We start from the raw sequence: 17082 nt of genomic DNA, 5'->3' as shown, positions 1-17082 counted from the left end.
CCACAGCATTGCAGGAGTGACCCGGTGATTCGGGTCAGTTGTTGCCGAAACCGGCGCGTCGCAGCGCGTCGGCCATCGACCCGGACGCGGCAGGTGCCGAACGGCGGTCGCCGCCCCGGCCCTGCTGGTCACGCTTGCCCTGACCGTTCCGGCCCCGCCCGCTGCCCTGGTTCCCCCCGCTCCGGTTCGCTGACCGCCGGGCACCTCCGCGCGGCTGATCTCCGGATTTCTCGGCGTCCGGCGCGGGGATCTCGTCGTCGAGTCGCAGTGTCAGACCGATGCGTTGGCGGGCGACGTCGACCTCGAGGACCTTCACCTTGACGACCTCGCCGGATCGGACGACGTCGTGTGGATCCTTCACGAAGCTGCGCGACATCGCGGAGACATGGACGAGGCCGTCCTGGTGCACTCCGACGTCGACGAACGCGCCGAACGCCGCGACATTGGTGACCACGCCCTCGAGGACCATGCCGGGCTTCAGGTGGGCGACCTTCTCGACACCGGCTGCGAAGGTCGCGGTCTTGAACTCGGGACGCGGGTCGCGGCCGGGCTTCTCGAGTTCGGAGATGATGTCGGTGACGGTCGGGACACCGAAGCGGTCGTCGGCGAATTCGTCCGGCCGCAGCTTCCGCAGGGTGGCGGTGTTGCCGAGGAGTTCGCGGACGCTGCTGCCGGTCCGGTCGGCGATCCGGCGCACCACGGGGTACGCCTCGGGGTGCACCGCGGACGCGTCGAGCGGATCGTCGCCGCTGGGGATGCGCAGGAAGCCCGCGCACTGCTCGAAGGCCTTGGGGCCGAGACGCGGAACGTCCTTGAGTGCGGTCCGCGCACGGAACGGACCGTGCTGGTCGCGGTGGGCGACGATGCTGTCGGCCAGAGAACCCGTGATGCCGGAGACGCGGGCCAGCAGCGGAACCGACGCGGTGTTGACGTCGACGCCGACGGCGTTCACCGCGTCCTCGACCACCGCGCCGAGCGACCGCGCGAGCATCGTCTCGGACACGTCGTGCTGGTACTGGCCGACACCGATCGACTTCGGGTCGATCTTCACGAGTTCGGCGAGCGGGTCCTGCAGGCGGCGTGCGATGGAGACCGCACCGCGGATGGACACGTCGAGGTCCGGAAGCTCCTTGGTGGCGTACTCCGAGGCCGAGTAGACGGACGCTCCCGCCTCCGACACCACGATCTTGGTCAGCCCGGGCACCTTCGCCAGGGAGACGAGTTCGGTTGCGAGAGCGTCGGTCTCACGCGACGCCGTGCCGTTGCCGATCGCGATCAGTTCGACACCGTGCCGCGCGACCAACGCGGCGAGCACCGCGAGGGCCTCGTCGCGCTTGTTGTGGGGCTGATGCGGATAGATGGTGGTGTGGTCGACGACCTTGCCGGTCGCGTCGACGACCGCGACCTTCGTCCCGGTGCGGTAACCGGGGTCGAGGCCCATCGTCGGGCGGGTGCCGGCCGGGGCAGCGAACAACAGATCCTTGAGGTTCGCGGCGAACACGTCGACCGCGTCCTTTTCCGCGGACTGCCGCAGCCGCATCCGGATGTCGAGTGCGAGCGACATCTGCAGCTTGGTACGCCATGCCCACCGGACGGTGTCGAGGAGCCACGTGTCGGCGGGGCGCCCCTCGTGGGCGATGCCGAAACGGGTGGCGATCCGTCCCTCGTAGTAGCTACGTTCGCCGGGGACGGTCTCGTCGGCCTCGGGATCGAGCGACAACGAGAGCACCTCCTCCTTCTCCCCGCGCAGGAGGGCGAGGATGCGGTGCGAGGGGAGCTGGGTGAACGGCTCGGAGAACTCGAAGTAGTCGGAGAACTTCGCGCCGTCGATCTCCTTGCCGGAACGCACGGTGGAGGTCACCTTGCCGCGCGTCCACATCGCCTCACGCAGTTCGCCGACGAGATCGGCGTCCTCGGCGAAACGCTCGACGAGGATGGCGCGCGCACCGTCGAGTTGCTCGGGCGTGTACCCGGCGGGATCGGTGGTGGGATCACCGATGAGCGCGTCGGCGACGGGTTCGTGACCGGCCTCACGGGCGATCTGCGCCTTGGTACGCCGCTTCGGCTTGAACGGCAGGTAGATGTCCTCGAGCCGAGCCTTGGTGTCGGCGAGCATGATCTGGCCACGCAGCGCGTCGTCGAGCTTGCCCTGCGTCTCGATCGACTCGAGGATCGCGGTGCGGCGCTCGTCGAGTTCGCGCAGATAACGGAGGCGTTCCTCGAGGGTGCGCAACTGGGCGTCGTCGAGCCCGCCGGTCGCCTCCTTGCGGTAGCGCGCGACGAACGGCACGGTCGCACCTCCGTCGAGCAGACCCACGGCCGCAGCGACCTGGTCTTCGCGGACGTCGAGTTCCTGGGCGATCCGCCGGTTCACGGTGTCGAGTTGGGTCGTCACGTCGAACGACCCTACAGTTGCCTTCCCCGGCCGCGCCCGTGACCGCACGGGGCGCCCCGCGCCCGTGACCGCATGGGGTCCCTGCAGGATCCCGAGTGGACCGGCGCTATCGTCCACAGCACAATGGAATGCAGGGACCGGACATGAAGCGCACACGCGGACGCGCACGATCGGGCGCGATGATGCTGTGCACGGCCGCCACACTGGTCGTATCCGGCTGCGATTCCATGGATCCCCATCCGCTCCCGCACGAGGCGCTCGGCCTCGCCTCGATCGCGGACGCCGGTCTCGACGAGCGCAACGTCTCGCTGTCGACGGCCGAACTCCCCCGACAGATCGACGCCGCCGTCGCGCTCGCCGACAGCCGGGGAGCGCGCCTCACCGTCGCCGTGCTCGACCGTGAATCCGGGACCCGCGTCGTCGGCGGATCGGACGAACCCTTCGAGACGGCCTCTACGGTGAAGTTGTTCATCGCCGAGGAGGTCCTGTACCGCGAGGCGGTGGGCGAGGTGACGCTCGCCGACGAGGACCGGGAATTGATCCGTTCGATGCTGCGGTCGTCGGACGACAACGCCGCGACGGTTCTGTGGGAGGCCTACGGCGGTCCCGAGATCGTCGAGCATGCCGTGGAACGGCACGATCTGACCGGTACGACTCCCCCGGACCCGGAGTCCTGGTGGTGGAACACGACCACGACGGCGTCGGACATGCTGACCTGGTACGACGATCTGCTCGGCGACAGCGCGTCGGGCGAGGAGAGTGCTGCCCGGATCGTCGGCCACCTGTCGGAGTACACCGACGAGGGTGTCGACGGATACGACCAGAGCTTCGGGCTCCCCGAGGGCGTCGGCGACTCCACCGATCTGGGCGTGAAACAGGGGTGGATGTGCTGCCTGGCCGGTGAATGGCTCCATCTGTCCACGGGTTTCCTCGGCGCCGACCACCGGTTCGTGGTCGTGGTGGCCGCACGGGAAGCCGTCACCTACGACGAGTCGGATCCCTTGTACGAGACGGGATTCCTGCCCGACACGGCGCTCTACGACGCGACCGACGACGGCAGCGCGCAGCACGCGCGCGAGACGGTCACGCTGGCGGTCGAGACGACCCTCGGAACCGCCCATCGCCCCTGAGAGCGGACCGATCCGGCGTCAGTCGTCGGACGGGAGCAGATCGGGGCGCCGCTCACGGGTGCGCTCCAGCGACTGCTCGTGGCGCCAGCGAGCGACCTTGCCGTGGTCGCCGGACATCAGCACCGGCGGCACCTCGAGATCGCGCCACACTGCCGGCCGGGTGTAGCTCGGGCCCTCGAGAAGCCCGTCGGAGAACGAATCCTCCTGGTGTGACTGCTGATTGCCGAGCACACCGGGCAGCAGCCGGACGACCGCCTCGACCATGACGAGCACGGCGACCTCACCGCCGATGAGGACGTAGTCGCCGATGCTCACCTCTTCGACGCGCACGCGCCGCGCGGCATCGTCGAACACGCGCTGATCGATACCTTCGTACCGTCCGCACGCGAAGACGATCCGCTTCTCCTGCGACCAGCGTTGCGCGGTGGCCTGATCGAAGCGGCGACCGGCGGGGGTCGGAACGACGAGCAGCACCTCGGGATCGGTCTCGCCGTCGGGACCTGCCAGCACGTCGTCGAGCGCCGGCCCCCACACCGTGGGTTTCATGACCATGCCCGGTCCGCCGCCGTAGGGCGAATCGTCGACGGCCTTGTGCACGTCGTGCGTCCAGTCGCGCAGGTTGTGCACACCGACGGAGATCAACCCCTTGTCGATCGCTTTGCCGAGCAGCGCGACGCGCAGAGGTTCGAGATATTCGGGAAAGATGGTGACGACGTCGAGCCGCACGGACTACTGCTTCCCCTCGCTCGACTTCTTCTTGGACGGGAGTTCGCCGAAATCGGGGTCGAGCAGACCGTCGGGCGGATCGATCTCGATGACACCCTCGCGGACCGACACCGTCGGCACGATCTCGGTGACGAACGGGATCAGCAGCTCTCCGCGCTCCTGCCCGGCAGGACGGATCGACAGCAGTTCGCCTGCCGCGGTGTGCAGGACCTCGCGGACGGTGCCGATCTCGGTGCCGCCGTCGGGGCGACCGGCGACGATCCGCACCGTCAAGCCTTCGAGTTCGTGGTCGTAGAACTCGTCCGGATCGTCGGACGGAGGCAGATCGGCGCTGTCGACGACGAACAGCACCCCGCGCACTGCGTCGGCCGCGTCGCGACCGTCGATGCCCTGCAGGCGCAGCAGAAGCCGCCCGGAGTGTTCCCGGGCGGCTTCCACTGTGTACTCGTGCAGGTGCTTGTCGCGAGGCTTGCGGCCGCGCAGGACCGTGCCGACGGCGAAGCGTTCCTCGGGTTCGTCGGTGCGAACCTCGACGACGACTTCGCCTCGAATGCCGTGCGATTTGGCCACACGGCCCACGACGAGCTCCATCGACGCTCGCCTAGCGGTCGGTGTCGACGACGTCGACACGGATACCCCGGCCACCGATTCCGGTGACGAGGGTCCGCAGAGCGGTCGCGGTGCGACCGCCCCGGCCGATGACCTTGCCGAGGTCGTCGGGATTGACGTGCACCTCGACGGTGCGGCCCCGACGGCCCGCGATCAGGTCGACGCGGACGTCGTCGGGATGGGCGACGATTCCACGAACGAGATGCTCGACGGCATCGGCGACCACGGCGCTCATTACTCGGCGGCCTCGGTGGACTCGGCCTCGGTGGACGCCTCGGCGGACTCTTCCTTGGCAGCCTTCTTCTTCTTGGGCGTGACGGCCTCGGCAGCCGGCTCGTTCTCGGCCTGCGCGAGAGCAGCCTGGAACAGCTCGAGCTTGGACGGCTTGGCCTCCGCCTTCTTCAGGGTGCCCTCGGCGCCCGGCAGACCCTTGAACTTCTGCCAGTCACCCGTGATCTTGAGGAGGTTGAGGACCGGCTCGGTCGGCTGCGCGCCGACGGCCAGCCAGTACTGCGCACGCTCCGAGTCGATCTCGATCAGCGAGGGCTCTTCCTTCGGGTGGTACTTGCCGATGGTCTCGATCGCCCGGCCGTTGCGACGGGTGCGCGAGTCCGCGATGACCACGCGGTACTGCGGGTTGCGGATCTTGCCGAGACGGGTGAGCTTGATCTTGACAGCCACTGCTGTTTCTCCTTCGGGGTGCGCCGAGGCGCGTGTCACGTGCAATTCGGACGACGCGCCCTTCTGGCACGCCCGGTTTTGCCACCAACCTGTGACCGCCGCGCGGTACGTAACCGGATGCGACGACAGCGAACCATTCTGCCAGACGCGCGAGCCAGGACGAAACCGGCACCCGGTGACCCCGCGCACGCCTCGCGGTTGCCCTGTCACAGGCGCGGGACCGTCGTCCCGGGCCCGGCTCAGTTCTTGGGGAACTTCAGCTTCGACAGGTCGAAGTTCTCCAGACCCGGAGGCAACTCGTCGAGCCCCTTCGGCATCTTCGACAGGTCGGGCATTCCGGCCGGCATGCCACCCGGCAGACCGGGGAAGCCGCCGGGCATACCGCCCCGCACCTTCGGCGGCGTCGGTCCGCGACCGCCCTTCTTCCCCTTCTTGCCCTTCTTGCGCTGATTCCTGCGCGCACCGGGCATGCCCATCTGGCCGGCCATCGCGGTCATCATCTTCCGGGCCTCGAAGAACCGGTCGACGAGCTGGTTGACGTCGGAGACCTTCACGCCGGAACCGTTGGCGATACGCAACCTTCGCGAGCCGTTGATGATCTTCGGGTTGGCGCGCTCCTCCGGCGTCATGCCGCGGATGATCGCCTGGATGCGGTCGAGCTGCTTCTCGTCGACGTTGGCGAGGGCGTCCTTCATCTGCCCGGCCCCGGGCAGCATGCCGAGGAGGTTGGCGATGGGCCCCATCTTGCGCACGGCCATCATCTGCTCGAGGAAGTCCTCGAGGGTGAGCTCGCCGGAACCGATCTTGTTGGCGGTGGCCTCGGCCTGCTCGGCGTCGAAGACCTGCTCGGCCTGCTCGATCAGGGTGAGCACGTCGCCCATACCGAGGATGCGGCTGGCCATGCGCTCGGGGTGGAAGACGTCGAAGTCCTCGAGCTTCTCACCGGTGGACGCGAACATGATCGGCTGGCCGGTGAGCTCACGGACGCTGAGCGCGGCACCACCGCGGGCATCGCCGTCGAGCTTGGTGAGTACCACGCCGGTGAAGCCGACGCCCTCGCGGAACGCCTCGGCGGTGCTCACGGCGTCCTGACCGATCATCGCGTCGAGGACGAAGAGCACCTCGTCGGGCTGCACGGCGTCGCGGATGCCCGCGGCCTGCGCCATGAGTTCCTGGTCGATACCGAGGCGACCGGCGGTGTCGACGATGACCACGTCGTACTGCTTGGTGCGCGCCTCGGCGATACCCTGCTCGGCCACGGCGATCGGGTCGGCAGCCGTGACACCGAGCTCGTTCTCGCCGCCGCCGACGGACGTGCCGGGGTGGGGAGCAAAAACCGTCACGCCGGCCCGCTCGCCGACCACCTGCAGCTGGGTGACCGCGCCGGGACGCTGCAGGTCGCAGGCGACCAGCATGGGCGTGTGCCCCTGCGCCTTGAGCCACTTCGCGAGCTTGCCCGCGAGGGTGGTCTTACCGGCACCCTGCAGACCGGCGAGCATGATGACCGTCGGCGGGGTCTTCGCGAACTGCAACCGCCGGGTCTCGCCACCGAGGATCCCGACGAGTTCCTCGTTGACGATCTTGACGACCTGCTGGGCCGGGTTGAGCGCGCCGTGCACCTCGGCACCCTTGGCCCGCACCTTGATCTTCTTGATGAACTCGCGCACGACGGGCAGTGCGACGTCGGCCTCGAGCAGGGCGAGCCGGATCTCGCGGCAGGTCGCGTCGATGTCCGCGTCGGACAGCCGCCCCTTGCCGCGCAGGTCCTTCAGGACCCCTGTCAACCTGTCGGAAAGGGATTCGAACACCGAATGCGCTCCTGAGCTCTGACGAAGATGCGGACAATGCTGCGAACCAGGGTAACCGCTCGCGATCCGTCGCGACCGCGGGTGGCCACGCCGTGCGGCGGGACACCCGCGCGGTCACGATGCGCCGGCGGGCGCGGCAGGTCCGGGAGCGGGCAGGACGGAGAGGAGTTCCCGTTCGAGATGTTCCCGGGAGACACGGGTGTGGGCGCCGGCGAGATCGACACAGAACGAGTCGATCACGGTCGAACCCAGTGTGCTCACCCGCGCCCACCGCACGTCGGCCCCGACACGCTCGAAGACGTCCGCGAGACGGCACAGCAGACCGATCCGGTCCTCCGAGCGGATCTCGAGCACCACCTGGTCCGACTCGGACCTGTCGAACCAGATGATCCGCGGCGGCGCGAGCGCGGCGCCGACGGGGACCGCCCGGGCCGTTCGTTCGGGAAGGCGACTCTCGCGTTCGGCGCGGTCCTTGGCTTCGAGCGCACCGAGCAGATCCAGGTCGCCGGATCGCGCCCGCACGAGTTCCTGCCGGAGCAGTGCCGCCTCGGGCGGTGAGCCGAACCTCGGGGCCACCACGAACGTGTTGACCGTGCTGCCTGCGTGGCTGCCGATGGAGGCCGACAGCACGCGCAGACCGTGCAGCGAGAGCACCCCGGCCTCGTCGGAGAGCACACCCCGCTCGTCGGGGGCGAGGAAGGTCGCCGTGAAGCTGCGGCCGTCCTCACGCGGTTCGAGTGCGACGTGCAGGGCACCGTCCTCGGCGAGGTTCGCGAGGACGGGATCGATCGGATCCGGCGCGGGCAGCTCGTCGCCCGCCATCATCATCCGGCAGCGGCGCACGAGCTCCCGGATCAGCGACGCCTTCCAGTCGCCCCAGACCCCCGGACCGGTGGCCTGGGAATCCGCTTCGGCCAGGGCGTGGAGGAGGTCGAGCAGCACCGGATCGCCGTCGAGGGCGTCGACCACTGCCGCGACCGTCTCCGGATCGTCGAGGTCGCGCCGGGTCGCGGTGTGCGGCAGGAGCAGGTGGTGCCGCACCATCGCGGTGAGCAGCGCCAGATCCGAGGGCCACACTCCCATCCGCCGCCCGATCTGCAAGGTCAGCTCCGCACCGACCACGCTGTGATCGCCGCCGCGCCCCTTGCCGATGTCGTGCAGCAACGCCCCGAGCACGAGCAGGTCCGGACGGGCGACCCGCGTGGTCAGTTCGCTCGCGTAGACGGCGGTCTCGACGAGGTGCCGGTCGACGGTCCACGTGTGGACGGCGTCACGCGGCGGCAGGTCGCGTACCGCGCCCCATTCGGGGAGCAGGCGTCCCCACAGTCCGGTCCGGTCCAGCGACTCGATGACGTCGACCGCACGACGCCCCGAACCGAGCAGCACCAGGAAGTCGTCGAGGGCTTCGCGAGGCCAGGGTTCCCGCAGTTCCGGGGCGTGATCGGCGAGCCGGGTGAGGGTGGCCGCCGAGACCGGCAGACCGGCCTGTGCGGCCGCCGCGGCGACTCGCGTGGTCAGACCCGGATCCCGACGCGGATGCGCGTCCCGCGCGAGGGCCACCTCTCCCCCGTGCTCGACGACCCCTTCGTCGAGGGGACGCCGCACCGGTCCGCGACGCAGCCGCGACAGACCTTTCCGCGGCAGCGAGTTGGCCGCGGTGCGCAGACCGACATCCACGGAATAGCTGATGGTACGGGCCGATTCGGTGAGCACCCGGGCGAGATCGAAGCGGTCGCCGATCCGCAATGCCGCGGCGATCTCGTCCGCGTCCTGCGCACGCAACTGGTCGCGGGAGCGACCGGCGACGCGGTGCAGTTCGGTGCGTACGTCGAGCAGTCGCCGGTGGGCGGCCGCGAGGCCACCACCGGGGACGTCCGGTCCGAGCCCCGGCATGCCGTCGGTGAGCTGCGCAACGGACAGGGCATTGAGTAACTGCACGTCCCGCAACCCGCCGCGACCGCTCTTGAGGTCGGGTTCGGCTCGGTGGGCGATCTGCCCGCTGCGCTGCCATCGCCCCTCGGTCATCTCGATGAGTTCGTCGAAGCGGGACCGGATGCCGGTCCGCCACTGACGTCGTACGCCGCCGATGAGGAGATTGCTCAGCTGGGCGTCGCCCGCGATGTGCCGCGCCTCGAGCATCCCCAGCGCGGCCGTGAGATCGGAGGAGAACACCTGCAGGGCCTGGGGCACCGTCCGGACACTGTGGTCGAGCTTGATGTGCGCGTCCCACAGCGGGTACCAGAGCTGGTCGGCAACCTTCGACACGACGGCCGGCGCCATGTCGTCGTGGAGAAGGATGAGGTCGAGGTCCGAGTACGGGAGCATCTCGCGACGACCGAGGCCCCCCACCGCGACGATGGCGAAACCGCCCTCGCGCCTGATGCCGAGTTCGGAGCCCTTCGTCGTCAACCAGAATTCGTGCAGGTCCACCAGGGCGTGACGCAGGGCCACCGTGTCGAGGCGGCGGCTGCGGGGGCCGCCGGAGAGCAGGGCGTCACGGGCTGCCGTGAGATCGGCGGCTCCCGCGGGTGCGGGCGTGCGGGCCGAGGACACCGAAGGCCCCGACCCCACTGCCGGCGCAGCGGGATCAGGGCCTCGAGAGTCGGACCCCTGGGGGTCAGAGCGCATCCGAACCTCGTTCTCCGGTACGGACCCGGACCACACCTTCCACGGGGGTGACCCACACCTTGCCGTCGCCGATCTTCCCGGTACGGGACGCCTCGACGATGGTCTCGACGACCTTGTCGACAACGGAGTCGTCCACGACGACCTCCACCCGGACCTTGGGGACGAAGTCGACGGAGTACTCCGCCCCGCGGTAGACCTCGGTGTGGCCCTTCTGGCGGCCGTACCCCTGCACCTCGCTGACGGTCATTCCGAGCACTCCGGCCTGCTCCAGGCCGGCCTTGACGTCCTCGAGCGTGAACGGCTTGATGATCGCCGTGATCAGCTTCATTTCCTCATCCTTCCCAGAGCCCGCTGGCCGCTGTCATCCCTGCTCGCTGTCGTGGTCTTCTTATCACTTGAGAGCCGGCGCGAAGTCGTATGCGGATTCCGCATGTTCGGCTTCGTCGATACCGCGGGCCTCTTCTTCGTCGCTCACACGCCAGCCCATCGGATTGAGTGCGAAGGCGATCACGGCGGTGACGATCGCGGTGAACACCAGGGCGACGACTGCGATGACGATCTGGATGACGAGCTGCTTGTAGTCGCCACCGTAGAACAATCCGGTCTCGGTGCCGAGGAAGCCGATGGCGACCGTCCCCCACAGGCCCGACACGAGGTGGACACCCACGACGTCCAGCGAGTCGTCGTAACCGAACTTGTACTTCAGGCCCACGGCGAGGGCGGACAGGACGCCGGCGACGACACCGAGGGCGATCGATCCGACCGGGCTCAGCGAGCCGGCAGCGGGCGTGACGGCCACGAGACCGGCGACGGCACCGGACGCGGCACCGAGGCTGGTGGCCTTGCCGTCACGGATGCGCTCGGTGAGGAGCCAGCCGAGGATGGCGGCAGCGGTGGCCGTGGTGGTGTTGACCCAGGCCAGGCCTGCGAGGCCGTCGGCCGCGAATGCCGAACCGGCGTTGAAGCCGAACCATCCGAACCACAGCAGTGCGGCGCCGAGCATGACGAACGGCAGATTGTGCGGGCGGAAGGCGGTGCGTCCGAAGCCGGCGCGCTTGCCGATGACGATCGCCAGGACGAGAGCCGCGATACCGGCATTGATGTGCACGACCGTGCCGCCGGCGAAGTCGATCGGGGCCACCGAAGCGACGACCTCTCCGCCGTCGTCGACGGTGCCGAACAGTGCGGCTGCGATGCTGTCCTCGGAACCCGACAGCAGACCGCCACCCCACACCATGTGGGCGAGCGGGAAGTAGGCGCAGGTCACCCAGATCGCCGCGAACGCCATCCACGTACCGAACTTGACGCGTTCGGCCAGCGCACCGCTGATCAGCGCGGTGGTGATGATCGCGAAGGTCACCTGGAAACCGATATCGATGATCTGCGGGTAGTTGCCGAGACCGGCGAGGAATTCCCCGTCCTCGCCGTAGATGGCGCCCTGCAGACCGAACTGCTCGAACGGGTTCGCGAAGATGCCGAGCACGTTCTGGGTTCCGTAGGACATCGACCAGCCCCACAGGACGTAGATCACCGCGATGACCGCCATGGACCCGAACGACATCATCATCATGTTCAGCACGGACTTGGACCGGGACATCCCACCGTAGAAGAACGCCAGGCCCGGGGTCATCAGCAGCACGAGGGACGCAGCCATCAGCATCCACGCCGCGTCGCCTGTGTTCACCACTTCCTCCACTTGCAACCTCCCTGTAGGCCGCGCCGATCGGCACGTTGTCGAGAGAAAGCTTGCTGCCCGGATGTTTCCGTGGAGGCGCCGCGCTGTTTCATGGGCGTGAACGCAGGAACCGACCTTGTTTCATCCTTGTTTCACACTTCGGACACAGCACCCCGCCGACGAAACCGGCCGCTGTCCGCACGAGCGGACAGCGGCCGGAGGACCCGGGACGGATCAGCCGAGCAGAGCGTCGACGAACGCCTCGGGTTCGAACGGAGCGAGATCGTCGGCGCCCTCACCGAGACCGACGAGCTTGACCGGGACGCCGAGCTCGTGCTGCACCTGGAAGACGATGCCGCCCTTGGCGGTGCCGTCGAGCTTGGTGAGCACCACCCCGGTGATGTCGACGACGTCGGCGAACACGCGGGCCTGCATCAGACCGTTCTGGCCGATCGTCGCGTCGAGGACCAGCAGCACCTCGTCGACGGCGGCCTTCTTCTCGACGACGCGCTTGACCTTGCCGAGTTCGTCCATCAGGCCGGTCTTGGTGTGGAGGCGTCCGGCGGTGTCGACGAGGACGGCGTCGACCCCGTTGTCGATGCCCTTCGCCACGGCATCGAACGCGACCGCGGCGGGATCGGCGGCCTCCTTGCCGCGGACGACCTCGGCACCCACACGCTCGGCCCAGGTCTGGAGCTGGTCGGCGGCCGCGGCACGGAAGGTGTCGGCGGCACCGAGCAGCACCCGGCGTCCGTCGGCGACGAGCACGCGCGCGAGCTTGCCGGTCGTCGTGGTCTTGCCGGTGCCGTTGACGCCGACGACGAGGAGAACCGCGGGATGGTCCTCGTGCGGGAGCGCCCGGATGGAACGGTCGAGCTCCGGACGGAGTTCGTCGACGAGCACGCTGCGCAGCACAGCCCGGGCGTCGGCCTCGCTGCGCACGTTGCTCACCGCCATCTCCTCACGCAGACGGTCGACGATCTTCGTCGTCGTGGCGGCACCGAGGTCCGCGACGAGCAGCGTGTCCTCGATCTCCTCCCAGGAGTCCTCGTCGAGGTCGCCGCCGCCGAGCAGACCGAGCAGGCTCTTGCCGACCGCCGACTGGGAACGGGCCAGACGGCCGCGCAGGCGCACCAGGCGACCCGCGGTGGGTTCGATCTCCTCGATCGGGGCGGCCGGGGGAACAGCTGCCGGCCCGGCCGGTTCTGCGGGTGCGGGCAGCACCTCCGGCTCGACGACCGCCTCCGTAGCGGGTTCCGGCGTCGGCGCGACTTCCGGTTCCGGCGTCGGCGCGGGGACGACCTCGGGCTCGACGGGTTCGGGAGCGGGTCGCTCCGGTGCCGGGACGACCTCGGGCTCGACCGGCTCGGGTTCGACCGGCTTCGGCTCTGCCGGCTTCGGTTCGACCGTCGGCTCAGGCTTCGGCTCGACCTTCGGAGGTGCGACCTTCGGCTCCGCAGGGGCGCTCGGCGGAGCTTCGGTGATCTCCTCCGGCAGCGGCACGGTACGAGGCGCCGGCTCGGGTTTCGGTGCGGGCTTCGGCGCCGGCCGGGGTGCCGGCGCCGGAGGGGCGGCCGTCCCCTGCGAGAAATTGAATCCGCTCTGCGCCTTGTAACCGCCGGAGCGGTCCTTGGTCTCTGCGGAATCGAGCTGCGGGGTCTCGGGCGCCTTGAGCGACACCTGCCGCCGACGGTAGAGGGTCAGGCCGACGACGAGCGCGACGAGAACGACCGCCAGCGCGGCGGCGATGACTATCCAGGCTCCGGTACTCACGCACCCATACTGTCAGGCCTGGAGCTCTTCCTCCGGTTCGGGGACCGGTGTCGCGATCGCGCGGCCGCGCAGGCGTTGCGAGATGACCCTGGTGATGCCGTCGCCACGCATACTCACGCCGTACAGCGCGTCGGCGACCTCCATCGTCGGTTTCTGGTGCGTGATGACGATGAGTTGGGACTTCTCGCGCAGCTGCTCGAAAAGCCCGATCAACCGCCGGAGGTTGGTGTCGTCGAGCGCGGCCTCCACCTCGTCCATGACGTAGAAGGGTGACGGTCGCGCCCGGAAGATGGCGACCAGCATCGCCACGGCGGTGAGCGACTTCTCGCCACCCGACAGCAGCGACAGCCGCTTGACCTTCTTGCCCGGCGGGCGGGCCTCGACCTCGATGCCGGTGGTGAGCATGTCGCTCGGGTCGGTGAGCACCAGCCGTCCCTCACCGCCGGGGAACAACTTCGCGAAGACCTGTTCGAACTCGCGCTCGACGTCGGCGTACGCCTCCGTGAACACCTGCAGGATCCGCGCGTCGACCTCCTCGACGACGGCGAGCAGGTCCTTGCGGGCACCCTTGACGTCCTCGAGCTGGGTGGACAGGAAGTTGTACCGCTCCTCGAGGGCCGCGAACTCCTCCAGCGCGAGCGGGTTGACACGCCCGAGCGTCGCGAGATCCTTCTCGGCGCGTTTGGCCCGCCGCTCCTGGGCGGCCCGGTCGTACGGCATCGGCTGCGGAGCGACCACCTGTTCGCCGCGTTCGCGGGCCTGCTCGTACTCGGCCATCTCCAGCGGCGTCGGCGGCAGCGGCACGTCGGGGCCGTACTCGGCCACGAGGTCGTCGAGGGCGATGCCGTGCTGCTCGAGGATGGTCTGTTCGAGTTGCTCGATCCGGAGCGAGGCCTGCGCCCGGGCCACTTCGTCACGATGCACCGCGTCGGTGAGCTGGTCGCGCTGCGCCGACAGTTCGCGGACGAGTTCGCGGGCCCGTTCGAGTTGCTCGGCGCATTCGGCGCGGCGCCGGTTCAGGTCGTCGCGCTGGGCGAGTGCCGTCGCCACGGCCACCTCGAGTTGTTCGGCGAGTCGCTGCCCTGATTCGGCCACCGCAGCGGCGACGGCCGCGGCCTGCCGTCGCGCGACGCGAGCGCGTTCGGCACGAGCGCGGGCCTCGCGTTCGGCCTGCGCCGCGCGACGGAGCGAATCCGCTTTGCCCCGAAGCGCTTCGGCGCGTTCCTCGGCCGTGCGCGCCGCGAGTCGCGCGTCGACCTCGACGGCCCGCACCTCGGCGAGAGCGGCTGCGGCCATCTCCCGTTCGGCGGCCGTGTGCTCGGTCCCGGCTCCGTCGCCGGTCCCGGCCGAGTCGTCCTCGGCCAGACGCAGTCGCTCGTCGAGCTCCACCAGCTTCTCGCGCGCCGCGTCACGTTCCTTCTCAGCTTCGGCGCGCTGGGCCGCGAGTCGGCCGGATTCGGCATGGGCAGTGCGTGCCGCCTGACCGAGACGGCCGAGTTGCTCGTAGACGGCGGACATCGCGGCGTCGGATTCGTTGAGCGCGGCGAGGGTCTGCTCGACGTATTCGGCGCGTTCGGCCTGCTCCGCGAGGGCGCCTGCCAGGGCTGCGGCCAGTTCCTCGGAGCGGCGTTCGGCCTGTTCGAGACCGGCCCGGGAGGTGTCGATCGCCGCCTGGATCTCGAGAGTGCTCGGGGCACGGTGGGAACCGCCGACCACCCAGCCCGCGCCGGCGAGGTCTCCCCCGCGCGTCACGGCGCGCAGGCCGGGCCGGGTCGCGCAGACGTCCAGGGCGGTGGGCAGGTCGTCGACCACGACGGTGCGGGCCAGCAGGCCGTCGACGCCCCCGCGGAGGTCGGCGGGACACTCGACGACCTCGCGGAGCCATCGGGCGCCGGCCGGCAGGCCGCCGGTGTCGGCGGGGGCGGCGGGGCCCGGGGGGACGAACGCGCCCCTTCCCTGATCGGCCCCCCCCAGCGCGGCGCCCCCCGCGCCCGCCGCATCGGCCGACTCCACCTCGAGCGCGTCGGCTGCCGCGCCGAAGGCCGCCGCGACGGCGGCCTCGTATCCCGGAGCCACCCGCAGCCGGTCGGCCAATCGGCCCACGAGTCCGTCGCCGGAGCGCGTGTCGATCAGCCAGGCCGCACCGTCGGTGCGTTCGAGTCCCATCGAGAGGGCCTCGATGCGGGCGCCGAGGGACGCGACCTCCTTACCCGCGGCGCGTTCGGCCTGCTGGAGTTCGGCGACCCGTTCGTCGGCGAGTCGCTGTGCTTCGAGCGCTCGTTCGTGCTGGGCGTCGGCGTCGACTTCGCCGGCGTCGAGATCGTCGATGCGCGCCTGAGCGGTCTCGAACTCGGCCTGGGCCTCGACGCCACGCAGCCGGGCCTCCTCGATGGCCACGGTCAGGCGCGCGATCTCGGCGTCGATCGATTCGGCCCGGGTCCGCATCGTGTCGACCTGGCCGGCGAGGCGCGCGAGGCCCTCGCGTCGATCGGCGACGGCACGGACCGCGGCGAGATGCGCGCGTTCGGCGGCGGCCGCGGACTCCTCCTGCGCGGCGAGTTGTTCGCGGGCCGCTTCGAGGGCTCCGTGCGCGATCTCGACCGCCTCGATCAGTTCCGCCTCTTCGGCGGCGATCCGATCGGCGCGGGCCTCCATCTCGTCCGGATCCTGACCGGAGCGGTCCTCGGGTTCGGCGTGCAGGTGCCGTGCGCGTTCCTGCGCGACCCGCACGGTCGCCGAGACGCGCTCGGCGAGGGCCGACAGGCGGAACCAGGTCTGCGACGCCGCTTCGGCTCCCGGCGTGAGCTGCGCGAGAGCTTGTTCGTGACGGGCGAGTTCGGCGTTCGCGTCGTCGAACGCCGCGAGAACGGTGTCGAGGCGCTCCCGGACCATCTTTTCCTGCTCGTCGTGCCCGGCGAGTTCGGCTCGGCGGGTGACGAGGTCGTCGGCGGCAAGGCGCAACCGCGCATCGCGGAGGTCGGCCTGGATGGTCTGGGCGCGACGCGCGACCTCGGCCTGCCGGCCGAGCGGTTTGAGCTGACGGCGCAGTTCGGCGGTGAGATCGGTGAGGCGGGCGAGGTTGGCCTGCATGGAGTCGAGCTTGCGCAGCGCCTTTTCCTTGCGCTTGCGGTGCTTGAGGACGCCGGCGGCCTCCTCGATGAAGGCGCGCCGGTCCTCCGGGCGGGATTCGAGAATCGCGGCGAGGCGGCCCTGCCCGACGATGACGTGCATCTCGCGGCCGATACCGGAGTCGGACAGCAGCTCCTGGACGTCCATGAGACGGCAGGAACTGCCGTTGATCTCGTATTCACCCGCACCGTCGCGGAACATGCGGCGGGTGACGGAGACCTCGGAGTACTCGATGGGCAGCGCGCCGTCGGAGTTGTCGATGGTGAGCGTGACCTCGGCGCGTCCGAGGGGCGGGCGCCCGGTGGTTCCGGCGAAGATGACGTCCTGCATCTTGCCGCCGCGCAGCGCTTTGGCACCTTGCTCCCCCATCACCCAGGTGAGTGCGTCGACGACGTTCGACTTGCCGGACCCGTTGGGTCCGACCACACAGGTGATGCCCGGTTCGAAACGCAGAGTCGTCGACGAGGCGAAGGACTTGAAGCCCTTCAACGTCAGACTCTTGAGGTACATGGGTGAGAACTCTACCGG

The 17082-nt window shown here is 69.7% G+C and carries 12 protein-coding genes; 1 reads left to right on the top strand and 11 read right to left on the bottom strand.

Annotation, left to right across the window (positions count from 1 at the left end; all coding sequences use genetic code 11):
- Nucleotides 1-34 precede the first annotated feature (34 nt).
- Nucleotides 35-2395, bottom strand: a complete 2361-nt coding sequence (locus A8G18_RS07530; RefSeq protein ID WP_064063368.1) for a Tex family protein — start codon at nt 2393-2395, stop codon at nt 35-37.
- A 143-nt stretch (nt 2396-2538) separates the two neighbouring features.
- Here A8G18_RS07530 and A8G18_RS07525 point away from each other — a divergent pair, with 143 nt between their 5' ends.
- Complete coding sequence (locus tag A8G18_RS07525) at nt 2539-3525, top strand: class A beta-lactamase-related serine hydrolase (protein WP_245207797.1); 987 nt, start codon at nt 2539-2541, stop codon at nt 3523-3525.
- Nucleotides 3526-3543: 18 nt separating this feature from the next.
- Here the strand turns inward: A8G18_RS07525 and trmD are convergent, their stop codons facing one another.
- The 10 genes from trmD to smc all read right to left on the bottom strand — a co-directional run bounded on the left by trmD (nt 3544) and on the right by smc (nt 17064).
- The gene (gene trmD / locus A8G18_RS07520) at nt 3544-4251 is read right to left on the bottom strand and encodes a tRNA (guanosine(37)-N1)-methyltransferase TrmD (RefSeq protein ID WP_016932814.1); all 708 of its coding nucleotides are present in this window, start codon (nt 4249-4251) and stop codon (nt 3544-3546) included.
- 3 nt (nt 4252-4254) lie between these two features.
- Nucleotides 4255-4842, bottom strand: coding sequence for a ribosome maturation factor RimM (rimM, locus tag A8G18_RS07515; protein WP_064063366.1), 588 nt, complete (start codon nt 4840-4842; stop codon nt 4255-4257).
- A gap of 10 nt (nt 4843-4852) precedes the next feature.
- A complete protein-coding gene (locus tag A8G18_RS07510; RefSeq protein WP_006550954.1) occupies nt 4853-5095 on the bottom strand; it encodes an RNA-binding protein in 243 nt (80 codons plus the stop codon).
- Nucleotides 5095-5541, bottom strand: a complete 447-nt coding sequence (gene rpsP, locus A8G18_RS07505; protein WP_064063365.1) for a 30S ribosomal protein S16 — start codon at nt 5539-5541, stop codon at nt 5095-5097. Before rpsP ends, A8G18_RS07510 begins: the two co-directional genes overlap by 1 nt.
- Before the next feature lie 239 nt (nt 5542-5780).
- Nucleotides 5781-7349, bottom strand: a complete 1569-nt coding sequence (gene ffh / locus A8G18_RS07500; protein WP_064063364.1) for a signal recognition particle protein — start codon at nt 7347-7349, stop codon at nt 5781-5783.
- Nucleotides 7350-7463: 114 nt separating this feature from the next.
- Complete coding sequence (locus A8G18_RS07495) at nt 7464-9977, bottom strand: [protein-PII] uridylyltransferase (RefSeq protein ID WP_064063363.1); 2514 nt, start codon at nt 9975-9977, stop codon at nt 7464-7466.
- Complete coding sequence (locus tag A8G18_RS07490; protein WP_016932809.1) at nt 9967-10305, bottom strand: P-II family nitrogen regulator; 339 nt, start codon at nt 10303-10305, stop codon at nt 9967-9969. Before A8G18_RS07490 ends, A8G18_RS07495 begins: the two co-directional genes overlap by 11 nt.
- A 63-nt stretch (nt 10306-10368) precedes the next feature.
- The gene (locus tag A8G18_RS07485; protein ID WP_064063362.1) at nt 10369-11673 is read right to left on the bottom strand and encodes an ammonium transporter; all 1305 of its coding nucleotides are present in this window, start codon (nt 11671-11673) and stop codon (nt 10369-10371) included.
- A gap of 213 nt (nt 11674-11886) precedes the next feature.
- Nucleotides 11887-13425, bottom strand: coding sequence for a signal recognition particle-docking protein FtsY (gene ftsY / locus A8G18_RS07480; protein WP_064063361.1), 1539 nt, complete (start codon nt 13423-13425; stop codon nt 11887-11889).
- A 12-nt stretch (nt 13426-13437) separates the two neighbouring features.
- The gene (gene smc, locus A8G18_RS07475) at nt 13438-17064 is read right to left on the bottom strand and encodes a chromosome segregation protein SMC (RefSeq protein ID WP_064063360.1); all 3627 of its coding nucleotides are present in this window, start codon (nt 17062-17064) and stop codon (nt 13438-13440) included.
- Between the last annotated feature and the right edge of the window lie 18 nt (nt 17065-17082).

The organism is Rhodococcus gordoniae (genome assembly GCF_001646655.1).
Classification (GTDB): Bacteria; Actinomycetota; Actinomycetes; order Mycobacteriales; family Mycobacteriaceae; genus Rhodococcus; species Rhodococcus gordoniae.
The sequence above is the reverse complement of the archived record's forward strand: the minus strand, read 5'-3'. Positions and strand labels throughout refer to the sequence as shown.

Excerpts from the sequence above, each read along its gene's own strand:
- A8G18_RS07490 (WP_016932809.1), bottom strand. The coding sequence starts at position 10,305 with ATGAAGCTGATCACGGCGATCATCAAGCCGTTCACGCTCGAGGACGTC.
- A8G18_RS07510 (WP_006550954.1), bottom strand. The coding sequence starts at position 5,095 with ATGAGCGCCGTGGTCGCCGATGCCGTCGAGCATCTCGTTCGTGGAATC.
- A8G18_RS07495 (WP_064063363.1), bottom strand. The coding sequence starts at position 9,977 with ATGCGCTCTGACCCCCAGGGGTCCGACTCTCGAGGCCCTGATCCCGCT.
- smc (WP_064063360.1), bottom strand. The coding sequence starts at position 17,064 with ATGTACCTCAAGAGTCTGACGTTGAAGGGCTTCAAGTCCTTCGCCTCG.
- A8G18_RS07525 (WP_245207797.1), top strand. The coding sequence starts at position 2,539 with ATGAAGCGCACACGCGGACGCGCACGATCGGGCGCGATGATGCTGTGC.
- rimM (WP_064063366.1), bottom strand. The coding sequence starts at position 4,842 with ATGGAGCTCGTCGTGGGCCGTGTGGCCAAATCGCACGGCATTCGAGGC.